This window comes from Streptomyces sp. NPDC055189 (assembly GCF_053606765.1).
On the sequence record NZ_JBSGSG010000056.1, the window covers coordinates 25,525 to 44,017 of the forward strand.

Annotated in this window: 16 protein-coding genes; 8 read left to right on the plus strand and 8 right to left on the minus strand. The window is 71.6% G+C overall.

Annotated features, from left to right (window positions below):
* The first annotated feature begins 65 nt into the window (after nt 1-65).
* Complete coding sequence (locus ACWFR3_RS30845) at nt 66-1,034, plus strand: cyclase family protein (RefSeq protein WP_453737940.1); 969 nt, start codon at nt 66-68, stop codon at nt 1,032-1,034.
* A 374-nt stretch (nt 1,035-1,408) separates the two neighbouring features.
* On the opposite strand, the gene ACWFR3_RS30850 is transcribed toward ACWFR3_RS30845, so the two are convergent.
* The 3 genes from ACWFR3_RS30850 to ACWFR3_RS30860 form a co-directional block, all read right to left on the minus strand.
* Nucleotides 1,409-1,933, minus strand: coding sequence for an ATP-binding protein (locus ACWFR3_RS30850; RefSeq protein WP_453737941.1), 525 nt, complete (start codon nt 1,931-1,933; stop codon nt 1,409-1,411).
* A gap of 471 nt (nt 1,934-2,404) precedes the next feature.
* Entirely contained in the window at nt 2,405-3,292 is an 888-nt protein-coding gene (locus ACWFR3_RS30855) for an acyl-CoA dehydrogenase family protein (protein ID WP_453737942.1), read from the minus strand.
* Between the two features lie 8 nt (nt 3,293-3,300).
* Nucleotides 3,301-4,467: an acyl-CoA dehydrogenase family protein gene (locus tag ACWFR3_RS30860; protein ID WP_453737943.1), complete on the minus strand. Its 1,167-nt coding sequence runs from the start codon at nt 4,465-4,467 to the stop codon at nt 3,301-3,303.
* A 231-nt stretch (nt 4,468-4,698) separates the two neighbouring features.
* Between ACWFR3_RS30860 and ACWFR3_RS30865 the strand changes: the two genes are divergently transcribed.
* On the plus strand, nt 4,699-6,285 hold the full coding sequence (locus tag ACWFR3_RS30865; protein ID WP_453737944.1) for a class I adenylate-forming enzyme family protein: 1,587 nt from the start codon (nt 4,699-4,701) through the stop codon (nt 6,283-6,285).
* A gap of 19 nt (nt 6,286-6,304) precedes the next feature.
* Here ACWFR3_RS30865 and ACWFR3_RS30870 read toward each other — a convergent pair whose 3' ends face one another.
* Entirely contained in the window at nt 6,305-6,817 is a 513-nt protein-coding gene (locus ACWFR3_RS30870; RefSeq protein WP_453737945.1) for an EF-hand domain-containing protein, read from the minus strand.
* 423 nt (nt 6,818-7,240) lie between these two features.
* Here ACWFR3_RS30870 and ACWFR3_RS30875 point away from each other — a divergent pair, with 423 nt between their 5' ends.
* The 3 genes from ACWFR3_RS30875 to ACWFR3_RS30885 all read left to right on the plus strand — a co-directional run bounded on the left by ACWFR3_RS30875 (nt 7,241) and on the right by ACWFR3_RS30885 (nt 10,759).
* Nucleotides 7,241-7,690 (plus strand): hypothetical protein, encoded by a 450-nt coding sequence (locus ACWFR3_RS30875; protein ID WP_453737946.1) that lies wholly within the window; start codon nt 7,241-7,243, stop codon nt 7,688-7,690.
* 85 nt (nt 7,691-7,775) lie between these two features.
* The gene (locus ACWFR3_RS30880; protein ID WP_453737947.1) at nt 7,776-8,492 is read left to right on the plus strand and encodes an ABC transporter ATP-binding protein; all 717 of its coding nucleotides are present in this window, start codon (nt 7,776-7,778) and stop codon (nt 8,490-8,492) included.
* Complete coding sequence (locus tag ACWFR3_RS30885; RefSeq protein WP_453737948.1) at nt 8,489-10,759, plus strand: ABC transporter permease; 2,271 nt, start codon at nt 8,489-8,491, stop codon at nt 10,757-10,759. The genes ACWFR3_RS30880 and ACWFR3_RS30885 overlap by 4 nt, the downstream gene beginning before the upstream one ends.
* A 27-nt stretch (nt 10,760-10,786) precedes the next feature.
* On the opposite strand, the gene ACWFR3_RS30890 is transcribed toward ACWFR3_RS30885, so the two are convergent.
* Nucleotides 10,787-11,161, minus strand: a complete 375-nt coding sequence (locus ACWFR3_RS30890; protein ID WP_453737949.1) for an STAS domain-containing protein — start codon at nt 11,159-11,161, stop codon at nt 10,787-10,789.
* Between the two features lie 290 nt (nt 11,162-11,451).
* Here ACWFR3_RS30890 and ACWFR3_RS30895 point away from each other — a divergent pair, with 290 nt between their 5' ends.
* Nucleotides 11,452-12,051: a sigma-70 family RNA polymerase sigma factor gene (locus ACWFR3_RS30895; protein WP_453737950.1), complete on the plus strand. Its 600-nt coding sequence runs from the start codon at nt 11,452-11,454 to the stop codon at nt 12,049-12,051.
* Nucleotides 12,048-13,364, plus strand: a complete 1,317-nt coding sequence (locus ACWFR3_RS30900) for a zf-HC2 domain-containing protein (protein WP_453737951.1) — start codon at nt 12,048-12,050, stop codon at nt 13,362-13,364. Before ACWFR3_RS30895 ends, ACWFR3_RS30900 begins: the two co-directional genes overlap by 4 nt.
* A 55-nt stretch (nt 13,365-13,419) precedes the next feature.
* On the opposite strand, the gene purU is transcribed toward ACWFR3_RS30900, so the two are convergent.
* A complete protein-coding gene (gene purU / locus ACWFR3_RS30905; RefSeq protein WP_453737952.1) occupies nt 13,420-14,304 on the minus strand; it encodes a formyltetrahydrofolate deformylase in 885 nt (294 codons plus the stop codon).
* Nucleotides 14,305-14,406: 102 nt separating this feature from the next.
* Nucleotides 14,407-14,910, minus strand: a complete 504-nt coding sequence (locus ACWFR3_RS30910) for an SCO4402 family protein (RefSeq protein ID WP_453737953.1) — start codon at nt 14,908-14,910, stop codon at nt 14,407-14,409.
* A gap of 111 nt (nt 14,911-15,021) precedes the next feature.
* On the opposite strand from ACWFR3_RS30910, the gene ACWFR3_RS30915 reads away from it, so the two are divergent.
* Nucleotides 15,022-16,329: an ABC transporter substrate-binding protein gene (locus ACWFR3_RS30915; protein ID WP_453737954.1), complete on the plus strand. Its 1,308-nt coding sequence runs from the start codon at nt 15,022-15,024 to the stop codon at nt 16,327-16,329.
* A 30-nt stretch (nt 16,330-16,359) separates the two neighbouring features.
* Here ACWFR3_RS30915 and ACWFR3_RS30920 read toward each other — a convergent pair whose 3' ends face one another.
* Nucleotides 16,360-18,267, minus strand: coding sequence for a hypothetical protein (locus ACWFR3_RS30920; RefSeq protein ID WP_453737955.1), 1,908 nt, complete (start codon nt 18,265-18,267; stop codon nt 16,360-16,362).
* Between the last annotated feature and the right edge of the window lie 226 nt (nt 18,268-18,493).

The following is an 18,493-nucleotide window of genomic DNA, read 5'->3' on the forward strand; positions in this document are numbered from 1 at the left end:
TTTCTGACGGACCGTTAGATTCTATGACCCGTCAGATACCGGAAGACAAGCCCCGCGGAGGACCCATGTCAGACTCGGCATCCACAGGAACCGCCGGATCACCCCGCTCCGCCCTGCCGCCCGAGTTCCACGACATCGCCAAACGCGTCAACAACTGGGGCCGCTGGGGCGCCGACGACGAGATCGGCACCCTCAACCTCATCACCGACGAGGTGGTCCGCGAGGCCGCCGCCGCCGTTCGCACCGGCAGGCGCATTCCGCTCGCGCTCGCCCTCAAGGAGGACGGCGTCCAGACCGGCCTGATACCCGGCCGGGTCAACCCCCTGCACACAATGGTGCAGATCAACCAGGAGCTCTTCGGCCCCGGCACGGTCGCCACCAGCGACGACGCGGTCACGATGGGCCTGCAGACGGCCACCCACTGGGACGCCCTCACCCATGCGTCGCACTCGGGGAAGATCTACAACGGCCGCCCCGCGGACACCATCACCGCCCACACCGGCGCCCGGTTCAGCGGCATCGACAAGGTGGCGCACCTCGTCTCACGCGGCGTCCTGCTCGACGTCGCCCGCGCCAAGGGTGTCGACCGGCTGCCCGGCGACCACGCCGTCACGCCCGAAGACCTGGCACAGGCAGAGGAGTTCGCGGGGGTCACCGTCCGCGCCGGCGACATCGTCCTCGTACGCACCGGGCAGATCCAGACCTACCTCGCGGGCGACAAGCACGCGTACGGCTACCCGTCCCCCGGCCTCTCGGTCCGCACCCCGGAGTGGTTCCACGCGCGCGATGTCGCGGCGGTCGCCAACGACACCCTGACCTTCGAGATCTTCCCGCCGGAGATCGAGAACCTCTGGCTGCCCGTGCACGCGCTCCATCTGGTCGAGATGGGGATGCTGCAGGGCCAGAACTGGAATCTGGAAAAGTTGTCCACAGCCTGTGCAGAAGTTTCCCGCTACAGCTTCCTGCTCTCCGCGATGCCCGAGCCGTTCATCGGCGGCACGGGAACGCCCGTGGCCCCGGTCGCGGTGCTGTGAGCCCCGCGAGACCTGCCGCGCGAACTCCGTGAGCCTTGGGATGGCGGCGCCCGGCGCCCGGCGCCCGCCCCGAGCGCGTTGCCGCACGCCGCCATCCGGCTCCGACGCGCGAGTCCTGCCTCCCGAGGCCACGAAGGGACCGGCGCCGTCTGCGACCCACATCTCGTCAAGGGCCGGGCCACAGACCACCGTCCCTCGACGTCCCCTCGCGGCGAATCGCTGCACACAAGCGTGATCAATCGGACACGGTACGTCAACACCCGTCCGGTGATTAATGAATTATGCCGCTTTTGTACCGACCGCGCACAGCCGCGCATCGGGGCACGCGACGGCGCATACGGGCGCCCGGCGCCGGTATGCGGGACCTGCGGGGCTCAAACGGCCTCGTACGCCACGTCGTCGTACGTCGTCCCGTCGAAGGCGACGGCCTCGACCCCGGAATCGCACCGGTCCACCTCGCACCAGATGCTCTTGCCCGCACCTTCGGTCTGCCAGCCCCAGCGGTCGGCGAGGCCGTCGACGAGTTCGAGGCCGCGGCCGTTGGTCGCGTCGCCGTCCGCGTGCCGCGGCCTGGGCGGCCGTGCGCTGGTGTCGGCGACCTCGACGCGGACCGTCCCGGACCCCGCCTGCGCGGCCCCTGCGGCCCCGGCTCCGGCGGCCCCCGCGGCTTTCTCCGCGGCGTCGGGGGCATCCGGGAGCCGCATGCGCAGTACGGCCGGACAGCCCGTATGCACCACCGCGTTGGTGACCAGCTCCGAGATCAGCAGGATCAGCGTCTCGGCCAGTGGCTCGTCGACCTCTATCCCGGAACCCGCGAGGCGCGAACGCGCCCACCTCCGGGCCCGTCCCACCTCTGCGGGGTCGGGCCTGACTTCCAGCTGAACATGAAGCACCTGCACCGCTCACACCATCCGAACCGGCGGACACATCGCCTCGCGACTCCAAGGGGTCACGGAACGTGATCCCCTTGAGAGACAGCATGGTTGACGTTCAGTCACCCCAACAAGCGCTTCAGGCATATTCCAGCGCGAAGGAGTACGCGTGCGGCATACTGTGCGACGCGCGCTGCGGGGGGTCGAACAGGCGGGCATACAGCCCCTTCCTGCACTGCGAGCGGTACGCATCGCCGGGCCCGGCGCCGCCTCAGTGGCAACACCGGCATGGCTCGACCTCAGAACCACTCGCATCTCACACAAGGTACCGGAGCGGAAGCCCGACTCCATGCCGTGACGAGTCACGCGTAGGACACAACCCGATATCGACGCTCAGTAGCCTCCCCCCACTTCGGGGATCCCACAAGTCGATCACTCTCCGCACAGCGACCGCCTCACGGACCTCGTGAGCCCCTCGTGCCCCACGGGCCCCCGGCCTCACAGCGCCGCCGCCAGCTCCTCCTCCGCCCCGGCCGCCGACTGCCCCAGGCCCGCCCGCACCCAGGCCCGCTTCAGATGCAGATGCACGTCGGCCTCCCAGGTGAACCCCATCCCGCCGTGCACCTGCAGGCAGTCCCGCGCGCCCCGTACCGCCGCCTCGTCGGCGAGCAGCTTGGCGCCCGCGATCTCCAGCGCGTCGCCGGTGACGGCCGCGGCGTACACGGCGGCGCGGGCGACCTCGGTACGGACGAGCATCTGCGCGCAGAGGTGCTTGACGGCCTGGAAAGCCCCGATGGCCTGCCCGAATTGGGTACGTTCACGGGCATAACGGACGGCCATCTCGCAGGTCTTCCCGGCGCTCCCCAACTGCTCGGCGGCGATCAGCAGGTCGGCCTCCGGGGCCGCCGTCCCTCCGCCACCGGGCACCCGGTGCAGCGGCGTCAGCGGGTCGACGGACCGCAGCGGAACGGCACCGGAGGCATCCCCCGGGACCACATCGGCCTCGTCCAGCCAGGGCACGAGCCCGCCGCCCCCTCCATCGCCCCCGCCGGACACGGCGGTCACCACGACCGCCCCCCGCGCCGCTCCCTCGACGTCCGGCGCCGCGAGGAACGTCGCCACCAGTGGCCCCGGAAGCAGCGCCCGCCCCGCCTCCTCGAAGACCAACACGGCCTCCGGAAGCCCGAGTCCGACCCCACCCTCCGCCTCCGGCACCCGCAGCGCGAAGAACCCGGCATCCCCGAGCTCCCGCCACAGCGCACGGTCCAGCGAAGGAGTCCCGGCGTCCACGGCGGCCCGCAGCGCGCCCCCGTCGAACCGCCCCTCAAGAAGATCCCGGAAGCCACTCTTCAACGCCCGCTGATCAGCATTGAGTTGGAAGTCCACGCGCGCCCTCACCGCCCCTTCGGCAGGCCGAGTATCCGCTCGGCCACGATGTTCTGCTGGATCTGCGAGGTCCCGGCGGCGATCGTGTACGAGAGGGAGGAGAGCCGGTCCAGGGTCCACTCGTGGCCCAGGTCGAGCGCGCCGGGCCCAAGGACCTCGCCCGCGGCCTCGTACAGCTCCTGCCGCGCGTGCGAGTACCGCAGCTTGAAGACGGACCCGCCGACCCCCGGCACACCGCTCCCGGCCCGCTGCGACTCGCTCACGTTCCACTGCGTGAGCCGCCACAGCGCGCCGAACTCCGCGCTCAGTCTGCCGAGCCTGCGCCGCAGTACCGCGTCGTCCCAGCGCCCGTTCTTGCGGGCCTCACGCGCAAGCTCGCCCAGGACACGGCGGCAGGCGACGACCTCGCCCACGAAGGCCGTACCGCGCTCGTAGGACAGCGTCACCATGGTCACGCGCCAGCCGTCGTTCTCCGCGCCGACCCGGTTCGCGGCCGGCACCCGCACCTCGTCGAGGAACATCTCGGCGAACTCGGTCGAGCCCGCGAGCGTGCGCAGCGGCCGGACCGTGATCCCCGGGGCGTCCATCGGCATCGCGAGCCAGGAGATGCCGCGGTGCTTGGGCACGTCCTCGCTCACCGGTGTCGTGCGCACGAGGAGCTCGCACCAGTCGGCGACCTCCGCGTGCGAGGTCCAGATCTTGGAGCCGCTCACCACGTAGTCGTCGCCGTCCCGCCACGCGCGCGTGCGCAGCGACGCGAGGTCCGAACCCGCGTCCGGCTCGCTGAAGCCCTGGCACCACACCTCGTCCCCGCGCAGGACGGGCGGCAGCCACCGTGCGCGCTGCTCGGAGGTCCCTTCGGAGGCGATGGTGGGGCCCGCGTGCAGCAGGCCGACGAAGTTCGCCCCTACGTAGGGGGCGCCCGCCTTCTCCGTCTCCTCCAGGAAGATGAGGTGCTGGGTGGGCGTTGCCCCCCGGCCGCCCGCGTCGACGGGCCAGTGCAGCCCCGCGTACCCGGCGTCGTACAGCCTGCGCTGCCATCCCATGTCGTACGCGCGCCGCCCCGGCCAGTCGGCCGGGTCGGGGCGCGGCGGCAGCAGGGGGAGCGTCCGGGTGAGCCACTCGCGCAGTCCGGCCCGGAAGGCTTCCTCCTCCTCGGTGTAGGCGAGGTCCACGTCAGGCCCGCTCGTCGGTCATGGTGTCTCCTCCGGTCGTCCGTCCGACGACTGCGGCCATCCCACCGGCCTCCGCAGCCCAGCCGTTGGCAGATCTGATGGCCCGTCAGAACGCAGGCTAGCTCCGCACCCCTGGACCGACAAGGCGGTGAGCCTTACGCTCTCGGCACGATCTGACTGCCCGTCAGTTACGACGGTCCGCAAGCCGGACTCCGGTCGCGAGGGGATCACATGAGGACCCAAGAGAGCGCGGGGAACGAGACCGCGCACGCACTCGGCGCCTCCCGCACCCTCTGGGAGCTCATCGAACGTCGCGCCGCGCTCACACCGGACACCCCGGTCTTCATCCAGTCCGCCGCCGACCCCGCCGACGACCGGACCCTGACCTTCGGCGAGCTGCGCGACCGCTGCGAACGCGTGGCCGCGGGCCTCTACGAGATGGGCGTGCGCCCCGGCACGGTCGTGGCCTGGCAGCTGCCCACCCGCATCGAGACCGCCCTGCTCTCCTTCGCGCTCGCCCGCATCGGAGCGGTCCAGTCGCCGGTCATCCCCTTCTACCGCGACCGCGAAGTCGGCTTCGCCCTGCGGGAGTCGAAGGCAGAGTTCTTCGCGGTGCCGGGGGTGTGGCGCGGCTTCGACCACACGGAGATGGCGCACCGGCTCGGCGCGCGGGGCGTCTTCCAGGCGTACGCGTACGACGAACTGCCGGACGCCGATCCGTCCGTACTGCCCGCGCCGCCCTCCGACGGCACGTCGGTGCGCTGGATCTACTGGACATCGGGCACGACGTCCGACCCCAAGGGCGTTCTGCACACGGACCGTTCACTGATAGCGGGCGGCTCGTGCCTCGCCCACGCGCTGCACCTGTCGGCGGACGACGTCGGCTCGATGGCGTTCCCCTTCGCGCACATCGCGGGCCCCGACTACACGGTGATGCTGCTCCTGTACGGCTTCCCCGCGGTGATGTTCGAGCTCTTCGCCCTGCCGGACGCGCTCGACGGCTACCGGCGGCACGGCGTGACGGTGGCGGGCGGGTCGACCGCGTTCTACTCGATGTTCCTCGCCGAGCAGCGCAAGCTCACAGCCGGCGAGAAGGTCATCCCGACCCTGCGTCTCCTCGCGGGCGGCGGGGCGCCGAAGCCGCCGGAGATCTATCACGCGGTCGTACGGGAGATGGGCTGCCAGCTCACCCACGGCTACGGCATGACCGAGGTGCCGATGATCACCATGGGCGCGCCGGACGACACCGCCGAGAACCTGGCGACGACGGAGGGGATGCCGCCGGAAGGGATGGAGATCCGGATCACCGGCCCCGAGGGCAAGGAGGTGCCCGCCGGAGTCGACGGGGACGTGCGGCTGCGCGGGGAGGCGGTCTGCCAGGGCTACTTGGACCCCGAGCAGAGTGCGGGGGTCTTCGACGCGGAGGGCTTCCTGATCACGGGTGACCTGGGGCACGTACGGCCGACGGGCCATCTGGTCCTGACCGGCCGGGCCAAGGACATCATCATCCGCAAGGGCGAGAACATCTCCGCGAAGGAGATAGAGGACCTGCTCCACCGGCATCCGGCCGTGGGGGACGCGGCGGTCATCGGCCTGCCCGACCCCGAACGGGGCGAGCGGGTCTGCGCGGTGATCGAACGGCCGCCGGGAGAGGCCCCTGCCCTCACCCTGGAGTCCCTGACCGCGTATCTGCGCGGGGAAGGGCTCTCCACGTACAAGCTGCCGGAGCAACTGGAGGTGGTGGAGGCCCTTCCCCGCAACGAGACACTGCGCAAGGTGCTCAAGTACAAGCTGCGGGAGCGGTTCACGCGGGGCTAGCCCCTGCGCGTACAGGCATTCACTCAGGAACGGTGAAGTACGCCGAGAACGCCGCGACGATCTCTTCCTCCGACACTCGCCCGTCCCCGTCCGTGTCGAGCGCGCCGCTCGCCGCGGAGGCGGTGTCCGCCTCGACGCCGAGAGCCTTGAGGACCCGCTCGATCTCCTGAGGGCTGACCGCGCCGTCCTCGTCGCTGTCCGCGACGGCGATCACGGCGTCCAGGAACGGCCGCGCGATCTCCGCGAACCGGGCCGGGTTGTCGCGCAGGCGCTTCACGGCGCCGCCCACGAACTCCGGCTTGGTGATCCGCTGGTCACCGTCACGGTCGGCGATCCCCGCCATTCCCTGCCAGAAGGCCTCGGCCCCGATGTAGAGGGCCTGTCCCTTCTCGGAGCGCGCCGTGGCGCCGAACTCGCTGAGCAGGGCGACAGCCGCCGTGCTGAAGTCCTCACGGGAGATGTAGCCGTTGCCATCCTGGTCGAAGGTGGTGAAACGGGCCGCGATCTTACGCTCGTACTCGGCACTGTCCATGGTGTTCGGGCCGCCTCACTTCTGCGGTTGGGTGCGTGTGCACGGGGGTTCCCCGGGTGTTACTGACAGCGAGCCTACGTCGTCGGCGACCGCCCGGAGGCGGGAAGCCGATGCTTGTGCCAAGACCGGGACAAGAGAGGTTGTACCAGGAGCCGACCCTTGATGATCTTTTGGGTCTCTCTTGACCTTCCCTCACCGATCGTCGACATCTGTGCTTCACCTCGCCCACTCTCCGTGGTCCAAACCTCCCTAGTGTCATGATCAGTTCAAAGATCGTTTACGTACGCGCAAAGCAAACGCACAGTGATGCGCGCCCGACGGTCCGTGCGCCCGGAATCTCAACTGCGGGTGTCGTAGCGGGGTGTTACGTTCCTGCCGCCCTGGATCGCACCAGGGCAGACCAACAAAAACGGGAGAACACAAATGAATCGAAAGCTGGCCGTCGGTGCCCTGGCTGCAGGGCTCTTTCTGACGGGCGCGGGGACCGCTTTCGCTACCGCGAACGGGGGTAGCGGGGACGTCGAGGCAACCGCCTCGTGGCACAAGATTCCGACGCTTTCCAGCGGCGGGGTCAAGTTCAAGAACGGCTACTACAAGTTCGAGGCGCCGGGCGCCAAGCACGGTGCCTTCCACTGGAAGGGCGACCTTCAGGACACCTCGGCCGGCGACGGCCACAATGTCTACATGCAGGTGAAGGTCGAGGGTTACGACTGGAACCGGTTCAACGGCAAGCAGAAGAAGACGGTCCACAAGGACCAGCTCGTGTACGACGGCGCCGCTCGCTACACCAAGAACGCCTGGATACGCGCCTGCCGTGACCGGGGCTCCTTCCACCCGGACAACTGCTCGGTGACCAAGCACTACAAGCGGTAGTCACCACAGGCACGAAGCGGCAGCACTGACCGGCTGCCGCGCACGCACACCGGGCCCGGGCCCCCGCCCCGGGCCCTTCGCCTTCTTGGGGGAAGCGATCAGCACGTCGACAGGCAAGACCGGTACGTCAGAAGTCCTCAGCGCCACGGGAGTCGACCTCTCCTACGGCTCGACACCCGCCGTCCGTGACGCCCATCTGACCCTGGCGCGCGGCGAGATCGCGGCGATCACCGGGGCGAGCGGCTCCGGCAAGTCCTCCCTCCTGTACTGCCTCGCGGGCGTACTGCCGCCCGCGCGCGGCGAGGTGCGGTTCGAGGGCCGGGCGTACGGCGAACTCGACGACGAGGACATCAGCGCGCTGCGCCGCGAGCGCTTCGGCTTCGTCTTCCAGTACGGCGAGCTGCTCCCCGAGCTGACCATCGAGGAGAACACCGCGCTGCCGCTGCGCCTGGCGGGCACGCGCAAGCGCCCCGCGCTCAAGGCCGCCGCCGAGGTGCTCGACCGCCTCGGGATCGCCGACCTGCGCGAGCGGCGTCCCTCGCAGGTGTCCGGCGGGCAGAGCCAGCGCGTCGCCGTGGCACGGGCGTTGGTGCACCAGCCGGCCGTCGTCTTCGCCGACGAGCCGACCGGCTCGCTCGACAGCGCGAACGCCGCCACCGTCCTCAAGGAGTTCCTCGGCCTCGCCCGCTCGCAGGACACCGCGGTCCTCCTGGTCACGCACGACGCGAACGTCGCCGCGCAGGCCGACCGCAACTACACGATGGCCGACGGGGTCCTCGCCGCGAAGGGCGCGTCCGCATGAGCGAGTTCCTGCTCGGCCTGCGGCTCCTCTTCGGCTCCGGGCGCGGCACCCGCGTACGTTTCTGGCTCATGACCCTCGGCGGCTCGCTGGGGGTGTGCTGTCTCGCGCTCGTCCTGACCATCCCCTCGATCCTGGGGGCGCACGGCGGGCGGGCGGCCGACCGCGACCCGCAGGTCTACGCGGGCAAGAAGTCCGGGCAGCCCACCCTCGTCCTCGAGCGCTCCGACCCGCACGGCTCGAAGCCGTTCAGCCGGGTCTTCCTCGCCCGCGGCAAGGACGGCGCCGCCGTGCGGCCACCGCCCGGCCTGAGCGAACTCCCCGCGCCCGGCGAGGTGTTCGCCTCCCCCGCACTGCACGACCAACTCCGTGACGAGCCCGGCCTCAAGGGGCTGCTGCCCGGCAAGGAGAAGGGCCTGATCGGGCCATCCGGCCTGACCGACCCGAACGAGCTGTACGCCTACGTGGGCACCACCGAGGACAAGCTCGGCGACGACGCGCGCGCGTTGAAGAGCTTCGGCTCCGAGCACGCGCCCACCACGGCCGTCGAGAAGTCCACCCTCGACATCCTGCGCTTCACCCTCGCCGCGCTCGTACTGCTGCCCCTCGGCGTCTTCCTCTCGGTCTGCGCCAAGCTCTCCGCCGCCAGCCGCAACCGGCGCCTCGCGGCCCTGCGCCTGCTCGGCCTGAGCGCCAAGGGAACGCAGCGCGTGAACGCCGCCGAGACCGTCGTCGCCGCCTTCCTGGGGGCGCTGCTCGGCCTCGCCGAGTTCTGGCTCCTGAACCAGATCATGGCGAGGACCGGACTTCCGGGCCTGAAGTGGTACCCCGCCGACGGCGCGCTCTCCGCGTCCACCATCGCCGTCTGCCTCATCGGCTGCACCGCCCTTTCGTGGTTCGTGGGCCGGGCAAGCGCCCGCGCCGCGGCCACCAACCCGCTGAGCACCCGGCGCACCGCGGCCCCGCGCGCGCCCCGCGTCTGGGGCGGCCTGCTCCTCGTCACCGGGCTCGGCATCGTCATCGGCTTCTGCGCGACCGGCCTCACCGACAACCCCGCGCAGAGCTCCGGCATCAACTCCCTGCTGGTGCCCGGCGGGGTGCTGCTCACCGGGCTCGGCCTGGTGAGCGTCATGCCGCTGCTCTCGTACGGCATCGCCACGCGCCTGGCCCGCTCCGGCAACCTCGCCCTGAGCCTGGCCATGCGGCGCAACGAGGTCGAGCCGGGCAGCGCGATGCGCGTGGTCACCGGGCTCGTCCTGCTCGTGTTCTCGGCCTCACTCGCGCAGGGCGTCCTGGTGGAGGAGCAGCAGATCAGCCGCTCCGACTCGCCCGTGCAGGAGTACGGCCTGCGGCTCTCGCAGCTCAGCGCCGAGCAGCAGGACAAGTTGCGGGACATCCCCGCGGTGCGGGCGGACGCGATCGTGATGGATCCGCGCACCGACCCCACCCGGGAGGGCGGCGACTGGCAGGCCCCGGCCCTGGTCGCCACCTGCGCACAGCTTGCCCGGCTGACGGAGCACGCGGCGGGCTGCGAGGAGGGCAAGGTGCTGCGGCTCCAGGACCCGAACGTCGCCGAGTCCCCCGTCAAGACCTCCACGTACGCCCTGGAGAAGGACGGCAAGCGCACCTCGATGAAGGTGAAGGTGCCCGAGGCCGCCGTCCTGTTCGACGGGTACGACGTCACCAACCTGCCGAGCCCCGGCCTCCTGGTGCCGCCCTCCGAGCTCCCGGCGCACGCCCTGCCCGCCGCGGCCACGCTCGTCCTCATGAGCGGCTCGGACCCCGGCACCGTACGGGACGTGCTCGACCGCATCGGCGCCATCGCGCCCACGGCGGACGTCGACCCCGCGGGCATCAACATCGACGGCCTCCAGCAGATCACCGTCATCGAGACGCTGCTGGCGCTCGGCATGGTGATGGGCCTTGTCATCGGCGTCGCGGCGTTCCTCGTCTCCGTCACCGACCGGGCCGTGGAGCGCCGCCCCCAGGTCACGGCGCTCTCCCTGATCGGCGCGCGGGCCCGCACCCTGCGCCTCGTGCAGTGCACGCAGGTAGTGCTTCCGCTGGCCGTGGGGCTGCTGCTCGCGCTCGTCGCGGGGAAGCTTGCGGAGTCCGCCTATCTGGTCACCGGCGGCGGCGAGATCTTCTGGGACGGGGCCGGGGTGCCGCTCCTGGTCGCGGCCATGGCCGGGGTGCTCGTCCTGGCGGTGGCGGGGACGCTGCCGCTGGTGGGGCGGCGCATCGACCCGGAGCTGATCAGGCGGGACTGAGTCGGGCGGTATGCGGATGGAGCGGCGTCACGCGGAGAGTGGCGCCGCTTCGTCGTCCACGGCCGCGGCCACGTCGGGGAAGACCTCGAAGAGGCGGCGTACGCCCAGGGCCGCGAGGACGCGGTTCACGTGGGAGCCGTCCTCGGCGCCCTTCGCGGGCAGTATCAGGCGCAGGCGGCCCTGGCAGGAGCGGAAGAGACGGCGGGTCGCGATCAGCACGCCGACGCCGCTGGAGTCGCAGAAGAGGACGTCGGAGAGGTCCAGGACAAGGCTGTGCCGGCCGTCGGCCACCGCGTCGTGCACGCGCTGGCGCACGACGGGCGAGGTCACCAGGTCCATCTCGCCGGACACCCGCAGAACGGCCCAGCCGTCCTGCTCGTCCACGGCCACCTGCAGCGTCACGCGCACGCCTCTCGATCGCTGGATACCGCTCGTCCGTAGCTCGCCTCGCCGATGCGGAAGCTTTCCCTACGCTTCCTGCGTACCTCGCGGCTGCCCCACCTCTCTTCCATGAAACACCAGGAACACCGGTCTCTATCATCCGAGGCCGGGCGCCGGTGCACTTTGCCACAAAGGGAGTGCGTTGTCGGTGGTAGCGACTACGTTTGATGGATAGTCGCCACGGGCGATTGACAGTTCGGCACGAGCACGGAACGGCACGAGCAAGGCACGGCACGCGCAAGGGGGGCCGCATGGCGAAGGACGCGCCGCGTCGCTGGGACCGCCGCATGCAGCAGCGCCTCGCGCACGGGGAAGCCGCCGCACTCGGGGAGCTGTACGACCGCTTCGCCTCCCTCGTGCACGGCCTCGCCCACCGCGTACTCGGGGACGAGGACGCCGCCGACCGCCTGACCCGCGAGGTCTTCGCCCACATATGGGAGAACCCCGACGCGTACGACCCCAAGCAGGGCCCCCTGCGCTCCTGGGTCGCCACGGTCACCCACCAGCGGGCCGTCCGGCGGCTGCGCCAGACCGAGTCCGCCGCCCTGGCCCGCGGCGGCGAAGGCACCGCGGAGGACCTGGAGCGCAAGGTGCGCCGCGCATCGGCCGCCGCCCGCGCCGACTACATCGTCACAGCCATGCCCGCCCCGCTGCGCGCCGCCCTGGAGCTCGCCTACTTCCAGCGGCGCGACTACCGCCAGACGGCCGCCGACCTCGGCGTGACGGAGGACGAGGCGCGCCGCCGACTGCGTCTGGGCCTGCAACTGCTCTCCACCGCGAACGACGCGGCGGGTCCCGCGGAGCCGCACCCCGCACAGAGCCCGCCTCCCGGCTACGGGAGAGCGCTGTGAGCGGGCCCGACCGGTTCGAGGACGGCTGCGGCGACGATGCGGAGAGCCGGGACGAGCGGAAGGACGCCCGCAGGCCGCCCCGCATACCGCTGCCGCGGACCTCGATAGAGGACACCGGAGCGCCCCTGCCCGACCCGCCCCTCGCCCCGGACCTCGCCCCGGATCTCTCCCCGGACCTCGACCACCAGGTCCTGAAGTCCCTCCTGGGGGCCTGGGCGCTCGCCGCCTGCTCGGTCGAGGAAGCCGTCGCGGTGGAGGAGCACCTGGGCCACTGCGGCCCCTGCGCGGAAGAGGCCCTGCGGCTGCGCGACGCGGTGGGCCTGCTGCACCAGGAGGAGAGCCTCGACCTGGACCCCGGTCTGCGCAACCGCGTCATCGAGAGCTGTCTCGGGCGGCGCCCGCCGCGCATCCCGGTGCCCGGGTGGGCCATGCCGTACGACGCGGAGACCGCCCGCCTCGATGCCCTCCTGCGCGACATCGGCGAATCGGAGTGGCACGCTCCGGTGCGCCTGCGGTGGTTCGACGAGGACAGCCCGGTCAGCCGCAAGACGACGGTGGCCGGAGTGATCGCGCACCTCCTCGCCGTCGACGGCCTGGTCGCGCTGGCCCTGGGCCTCGACGACCCGCTGGGCAGGGACACGGCACCGCCCGTCGACCCCGGCCGCCGCACCGAGGCGTACTGGCGCGCTTCGTACTTCCCGCCCACGCGCGGCGTGCGCGGCCCCTGGCGCGAGCAGACCCACGAGCTGATCCGCACGGTGTCCTTCACGGCCGGCGGGGCGTACGGCGCGGGCTCGGGCCGCCTCACCGTCCCGTACAGCGCCCCGGACGACGAGGGCCGCCGCGTCGAACTGCCGCTGCGGGACTCGATGCTGGACCGCGCCTTCGAGTGCTGGATCCACGCGGGCGACATCGCGGAAGCGGTGGACTATCCCTACGAGCCGCCGTCCCCGCGCCATCTGCACCGCATGATCGACCTCGCCGCCCGGCTGCTTCCCGGCACGCTCGCCGCGCGCCGCCGCGCGGGACTCGCCGGCCCGTCACAGGACCTGGTGACGGCGGGCACGCCCGGCCGCAGCCTGCGCCTGGAGATCGAGGGCATGGGCGGCGGCGAATGGTTCATCCCCCTGGACTCCCCCGGCGCCGACGCGTCCGCGGACCGTGAGGTGGCCCATGTCGCACTGGACGGAGTCGAGTTCTGCCGCCTGGCCGCGGGCCATGTCTCCCCGGAGGAGGCGGCAGCGGGACAGGACGGGGACCGCCGCGCGATCAGGGACGTCCTGTTCGCGGCGGCGTCACTGAGCCGTATGTAGCGCCGTATCGCCGTAGCGCCGTAGCGCCGTACGAGAAGTCGTATCCGGCGGCGGACTAGGCGAAGACGACCGTGCGGTGGCCGTTCAGCAGAATCCTGCGCTCCGCGTGCCACTTCACGGCGCGCGCAAGCGCCTGGCACTCGACGTCCCGGCCGATCGCGACCAGCTGGTTCGGCGTGACGTCGTGGCCGACCCGCTCGACCTCCTGCTCGATGATCGGGCCCTCGTCGAGATCGGCCGTCACATAGTGCGCGGTCGCGCCGATCAGCTTCACACCGCGCGCGTGCGCCTGGTGGTAGGGCTTCGCGCCCTTGAAGCTCGGCAGGAAGGAGTGGTGGATGTTGATGATCCGGCCGCTGAGCTGCTTGCAGAAGTCGTCCGAGAGGACCTGCATGTAGCGGGCGAGGACGACGAGCTCCACGTTCTCGGCGCGCACGACCTCCAGGATCTGCGCCTCGGCCTGCGCCTTGTTCTCCTTGGTCACCGGGATGTGGTGGAAGGGGATGTCGTACGAAGCGACCAGCTCGGCGAAGTCCGTGTGGTTCGAGACGACCGCCGCGATCTCCACCGGCAGCGCACCGATGCGCGAGCGGAACAGCAGGTCGTTCAGGCAGTGCCCGAACTTCGACACGAGCAGGACGACGCGCATCTTCTCGTCGGCCCGGCCCAGCTGCCAGTCCATGTGGAAGGAGTCGCCGACCGCCGCGAAGCTCGCCCGCAGCTTCTCCAGCGTCACCGGCGCCTCCGCCGAGAAGTGGACGCGCATGAAGAAGAGACCGGTGTCGTGGTCGCCGAACTGCTGACTGTCCTCGATGTTGCATCCGGTCATGAAGAGGTAACTCGACACGGCGTGCACGATGCCCTGCTTGTCCGGGCAGGAGAGGGTGAGGACGTACTGCTCAGCGGGGTCGGCGGACGCGGCGACGGACGGCTCATTCATGCGCCCAAGGTTCCCACAACGAGCACCCTCCGCGGACCGACAGCCCCTTTAGGGGCGCGGGGAACTGCGCGACAAGCCCCCACCCGCCCGCGGACGAAGAACCTAGCTCGCCGCCCGAGTCAGAATCCGCAGCACCTCAAGCGTCCGGGGCGCCTCATCAGGATTCTCCCCGTCACTCACAGCGAGAGCGACATGCGCATCCCGCGCCGCGCGAACCGCCTCCGGCCACCCGGGGTGGTCGAGATAGGCGGACACCAGCGCATCCGGACCCACCTCATGCATGATCCGCAAGACCCTGAGCACCGCGGCGTCGACGAGGGCCGCCTCCTCCACGTCACGGAAGATCGTCCCCACGTACTTGTCGGCGGACCAGTTGTCGAGCCACGTGTCCTCGACGAGCCGGTACACGGCATCGGTCACGTCCCCGTACTCATCGCGCCCGGCGAGCCAGCACTCACGCTGGAACCCCGGGTCGGAGAGCATGTGCAGCGCCGAGCGCACGTTGCTGCGCCAGCGCCACCACGGCATGTCGTTCGTTGGCATGCCGCCCATGGTGCTTGAGCGACGGCCACGACGGGAAGAGTTCTCCGAACCTTGCACGGTCATCGATCGTACGTTCCCCTCCGGCGCGGTCGAACCGGCCCCTGCCATTCACCTTCTTGTCACCATGCGTTGAGAACACGTCACACCATGGTTGGCGCTGCGCCGGAATCGTGCATGACCATGCCCGTCTCGCGACGCACCTTGCTCCTCCGCCCCTCAGGCCCCTCCAGCTCCACCCGTCCCACCAGGACCGCAGCGTTCACCGCGGCCGCCCTGATGGCGGTGTGTGCGTCCCTGACCACCGCATGCGGGGTCGTCCCTGGTTCCGCGGGGGGATCCAGGGAAGACCCCGTGACCGTCATGACCTGGGCCCCCGAGAACACCAAGGCGACCAACAAACCGGGCATCCCGGCGATGGCGCAGGCCTACGCGCGCTGGATCAACGCGAACGGCGGGCTCGACGGCCACCAGCTCAAGGTCATCACCTGCAACGACCACAACGACCCGGTGGGCGCCGCCGACTGCGCCCGCGAGGCGGTCGACAAGAAGGTCGCGGCCGTCGTCGGCTCCTACAGCCAGCACGGCCAGTCCTTCCTCTCCCCCCTCCAGGTCGCGGGCATCCCCTACATCGGCGGATACGGCGTCACCGACGAGGAGTTCAGCAGCCCCCTGTCGTACCCGGTCAACGGCGGCGAACCCGCCCTCATGGCGGGCAACGGCCGACAGCTCGCCGCAGGCTGCGAGCACGTCTCCCTCGTACGCCCCGACACGATCGCGGGCGACGACCTGCCGGGACTCCTGGACGCGGGCCTCACCGAGGGCCGCCGGGGGCCCGCGACCGACATACGGGCACCCGAGGACGGCACCGACTTCTCGGCCCAGGCCGAGCAGGCACTGAAGCGCGCCGGCACCGACGGCTGCGTCACGGCGGCGCTCGGCGCCCGCACGGACACGTTCTACGACTCCTACCGGCGTACCGAGAGCGCCTACCCGGCAGCGAAGATCTCCTCCGTGCTCGGCAGCGTCGACCAGTCCCTCATCGACCGCACGGGCGGCGCCGACGGCCCGTACGAAGGCGCCTACGTCACCGGCTGGTACCCGGCGGCCGGCGACGCCCGCTGGAACGAGATGCGCGAGGTCATCCGCGAGCAGGCGTTCGGCGACAACCGGGTCGACCCGACGGACGCGGGCGTGCAGACGACGTGGATCGCGTACACCGTCCTGAAGCACGCCGTCGAGTCGCTCGACGGCGGCGACGTCTCGGCGCGGACGCTGCGGCAGGCCCTGGACCAGGGGCTCGAGGTGGAGACGGGCGGCCTGACGCCCACCCTGCGGTGGCGCTTCAAGGACATGCTCGCGGCGAGCGGCTTCCCGCGCCTGGTCAACGCGGACGTCACGTTCCAGATGGTGCGGGACGGCCGTCTCGTACCGGCGCGGAAGGGCTTCGTGAACGTCTCGAAGACCCTGGAGCGGGCGCAGTAACCCGCTCCGGGACCGCACGCCTGCCGAGTCCTACAGCTGTGACTTGTCGCGCGTGGTGAGGCCGTACTTCTGGGCGATGGTGTTCCACAGCCCGGCCGCTTCCTGCTTGGCCGTGGTCGCCTCGCCGCTCGACTTGTTCCCGGCGACCGCCTGCGGCGTCCCGCGGGCGTGGCCCTTCTTGCAGCCCTTCTTGCCCGCGACCTGACCCGCCCACGCGGCGTAGTGGTTGTCGGCCGCGGCGGACGCCTTCCAGGCCTTGGTGAGGGACGCGGTCAGCTGGGCGTTGGCCGGGAGCTTGTCCACGGAGAGCTGCGAAAGCCGCGTGACCAGGCCGTTGCGCTGCTTGGCCGCGTTGCGCAGATCGGTGGCCGACTGGCCGAGGTTGTCGCACTTTCCTACGTTGCGCACGGCGGCGATCACCGAGTCGCGGCTGTTGTTGCTGTCGGCGAGGAGCTTGTCCAGGGCGATCGCCTGCTCCTCGGCCGGGTCGACGGAGGGCGAGGGTTTCTCGTCGGACGGCGCGGACTCGGAGACGGTCTGGGGGGTGTCCTTCTCCTCGTCGCCGCCTCCGCCGCTGAGCATGGCGCCCGCACCGACACCGATCACCGCGATGGCTACGCCGATCGCCGCGAAGAGCGGCACCTTCGACCCGGTGCGACCGCCCTCGCCGCGCGGGGCGGGGGCGGCGGCAGCGGCCCGGCGTGCGGCACGGCCCCCGCCGTCACCGCCGTGCGCGGCGGGCTGCTGGGGCTCGAAGCGGGGCATCTGCTGGGTCGACGCGGGGCCTTCGGGCTCCGCGTTCTCCGTACGGAAGAGGCTGTCGAACTCGGCGGGCGGCTGCCGGTCGCCGGGGGCGCCGGGCCGTATCCCGAAGGGCGCCTTGCCCGGTTCGGCGGGCACGGGGGCCATGTACTGCGTGGGCTCGCTGTCGGAGCCGGCTGCCGGGGGCATCGGCGCGCCGGACGCGGACGCGCCGGGCATGGGCGAGCGGCCCAGGAACTGCGTGGCGTCCGCCGCGGGTGCCTCGGGCGGCAGGGCGCCGGGGGCCACCGGAGGTATGTACTGCGTGGCGCCTTCGTCGAACCCGGCTCCGCCGCCGGGAGTCGCGGGTATGTACTGCGTCGCGTCCGCGTCACCCGCGGCGGCGGGCGGCAGCGGCGCCAGGCCCCCTGCGACGGGAGGCAGCGGCGCGCCCGCGCCGGAACCGGCGGGGGGCAGCTGGCCTGCCTGGGCGGCGGGCGGAAGCTGGCCTGCCTGGCCTGTCTGGCCTGCCGGGGGAAGCGGATGTCCCGGCTGTGCGGGATACGCGGCGTCGGCGGCCTGCCCCGCGTGGGCACCGCCCCCCGCCTGTCTCGCGTGCGCACCGCCAGCGGGCTGCCCCGCGTGGGCGCCGCCCGCCTGCTGGCCCGCGTGGGCCCCGCCCTGCGCCCCGTAGGCCCCGTCGGCGGGCTGGCCCGCGTGCTGGCCGCCCCTGGCGTGCCCCGGGTAGTGCCCGCCCTGCTGTTCTCCCGCGTACGGCGCACCCGCGCCCTGCGTCCCGTAGGGAGCGCCCTGCGCCTGGCCGCCGTACGAGGCGCCGGGAGCCTGAGCGCCGTAGCCCTGGCCTCCGTACGAGGCGTCGGCGTGCCCGTACGAGGCGCCCTGGCCGTAGTCCTGCTGCTGCGCGCCCTCGGCGGGCAGCGCGGGGCCCGCGCCGTACGTCTGCTGCCGGCCGGGAGCCGCGTCCCACGCCTGGCCGGAGCCGGGCGGCGGGTCCGCCGGTGCCGGGCCCCACGGCTGGCCCCAGGGGCTGCCGCCCGAGGGGGCCACGTGGTCGCCGGTGGTGCCGGGCATCAAGGGCTCGCTTCCGTCGGCAGGCAGCACGATGCCTTCGTGCGCGTGCCGGTCCGCGGGGTGCGGATCGGAGGAAGCGGCGCCATGCCCGCTCTGCTGCGTCACCGGGACTCCTACGAATGGGGGACCTACGGAACCGTCGGCTCACGCTACCGGGTCCCCACAGCCGTCTGCCACGCAGCTCAAACCTCCGTGACCGCTTCAATCCCGGAAGTAACAAAAGCTCTCCGCGAAACGCTGATAACGCCACCAGGCAGGATCGTCCGCGTACGGGAGTTGGCCGTTCACCGTGCGGAAAGGGCGGGGACGGGCCGGGTTCACAGGTGCGCGA

Excerpts from the sequence above, each read along its gene's own strand:
- ACWFR3_RS30845 (WP_453737940.1), top strand. The coding sequence starts at position 66 with ATGTCAGACTCGGCATCCACAGGAACCGCCGGATCACCCCGCTCCGCC.
- ACWFR3_RS30915 (WP_453737954.1), top strand. The coding sequence starts at position 15,022 with ATGACCATGCCCGTCTCGCGACGCACCTTGCTCCTCCGCCCCTCAGGC.
- ACWFR3_RS30875 (WP_453737946.1), top strand. The coding sequence starts at position 7,241 with ATGAATCGAAAGCTGGCCGTCGGTGCCCTGGCTGCAGGGCTCTTTCTG.
- ACWFR3_RS30895 (WP_453737950.1), top strand. The coding sequence starts at position 11,452 with ATGGCGAAGGACGCGCCGCGTCGCTGGGACCGCCGCATGCAGCAGCGC.
- purU (WP_453737952.1), bottom strand. The coding sequence starts at position 14,304 with ATGAATGAGCCGTCCGTCGCCGCGTCCGCCGACCCCGCTGAGCAGTAC.
- ACWFR3_RS30865 (WP_453737944.1), top strand. The coding sequence starts at position 4,699 with ATGAGGACCCAAGAGAGCGCGGGGAACGAGACCGCGCACGCACTCGGC.
- ACWFR3_RS30870 (WP_453737945.1), bottom strand. The coding sequence starts at position 6,817 with ATGGACAGTGCCGAGTACGAGCGTAAGATCGCGGCCCGTTTCACCACC.
- ACWFR3_RS30885 (WP_453737948.1), top strand. The coding sequence starts at position 8,489 with ATGAGCGAGTTCCTGCTCGGCCTGCGGCTCCTCTTCGGCTCCGGGCGC.
- ACWFR3_RS30910 (WP_453737953.1), bottom strand. The coding sequence starts at position 14,910 with ATGACCGTGCAAGGTTCGGAGAACTCTTCCCGTCGTGGCCGTCGCTCA.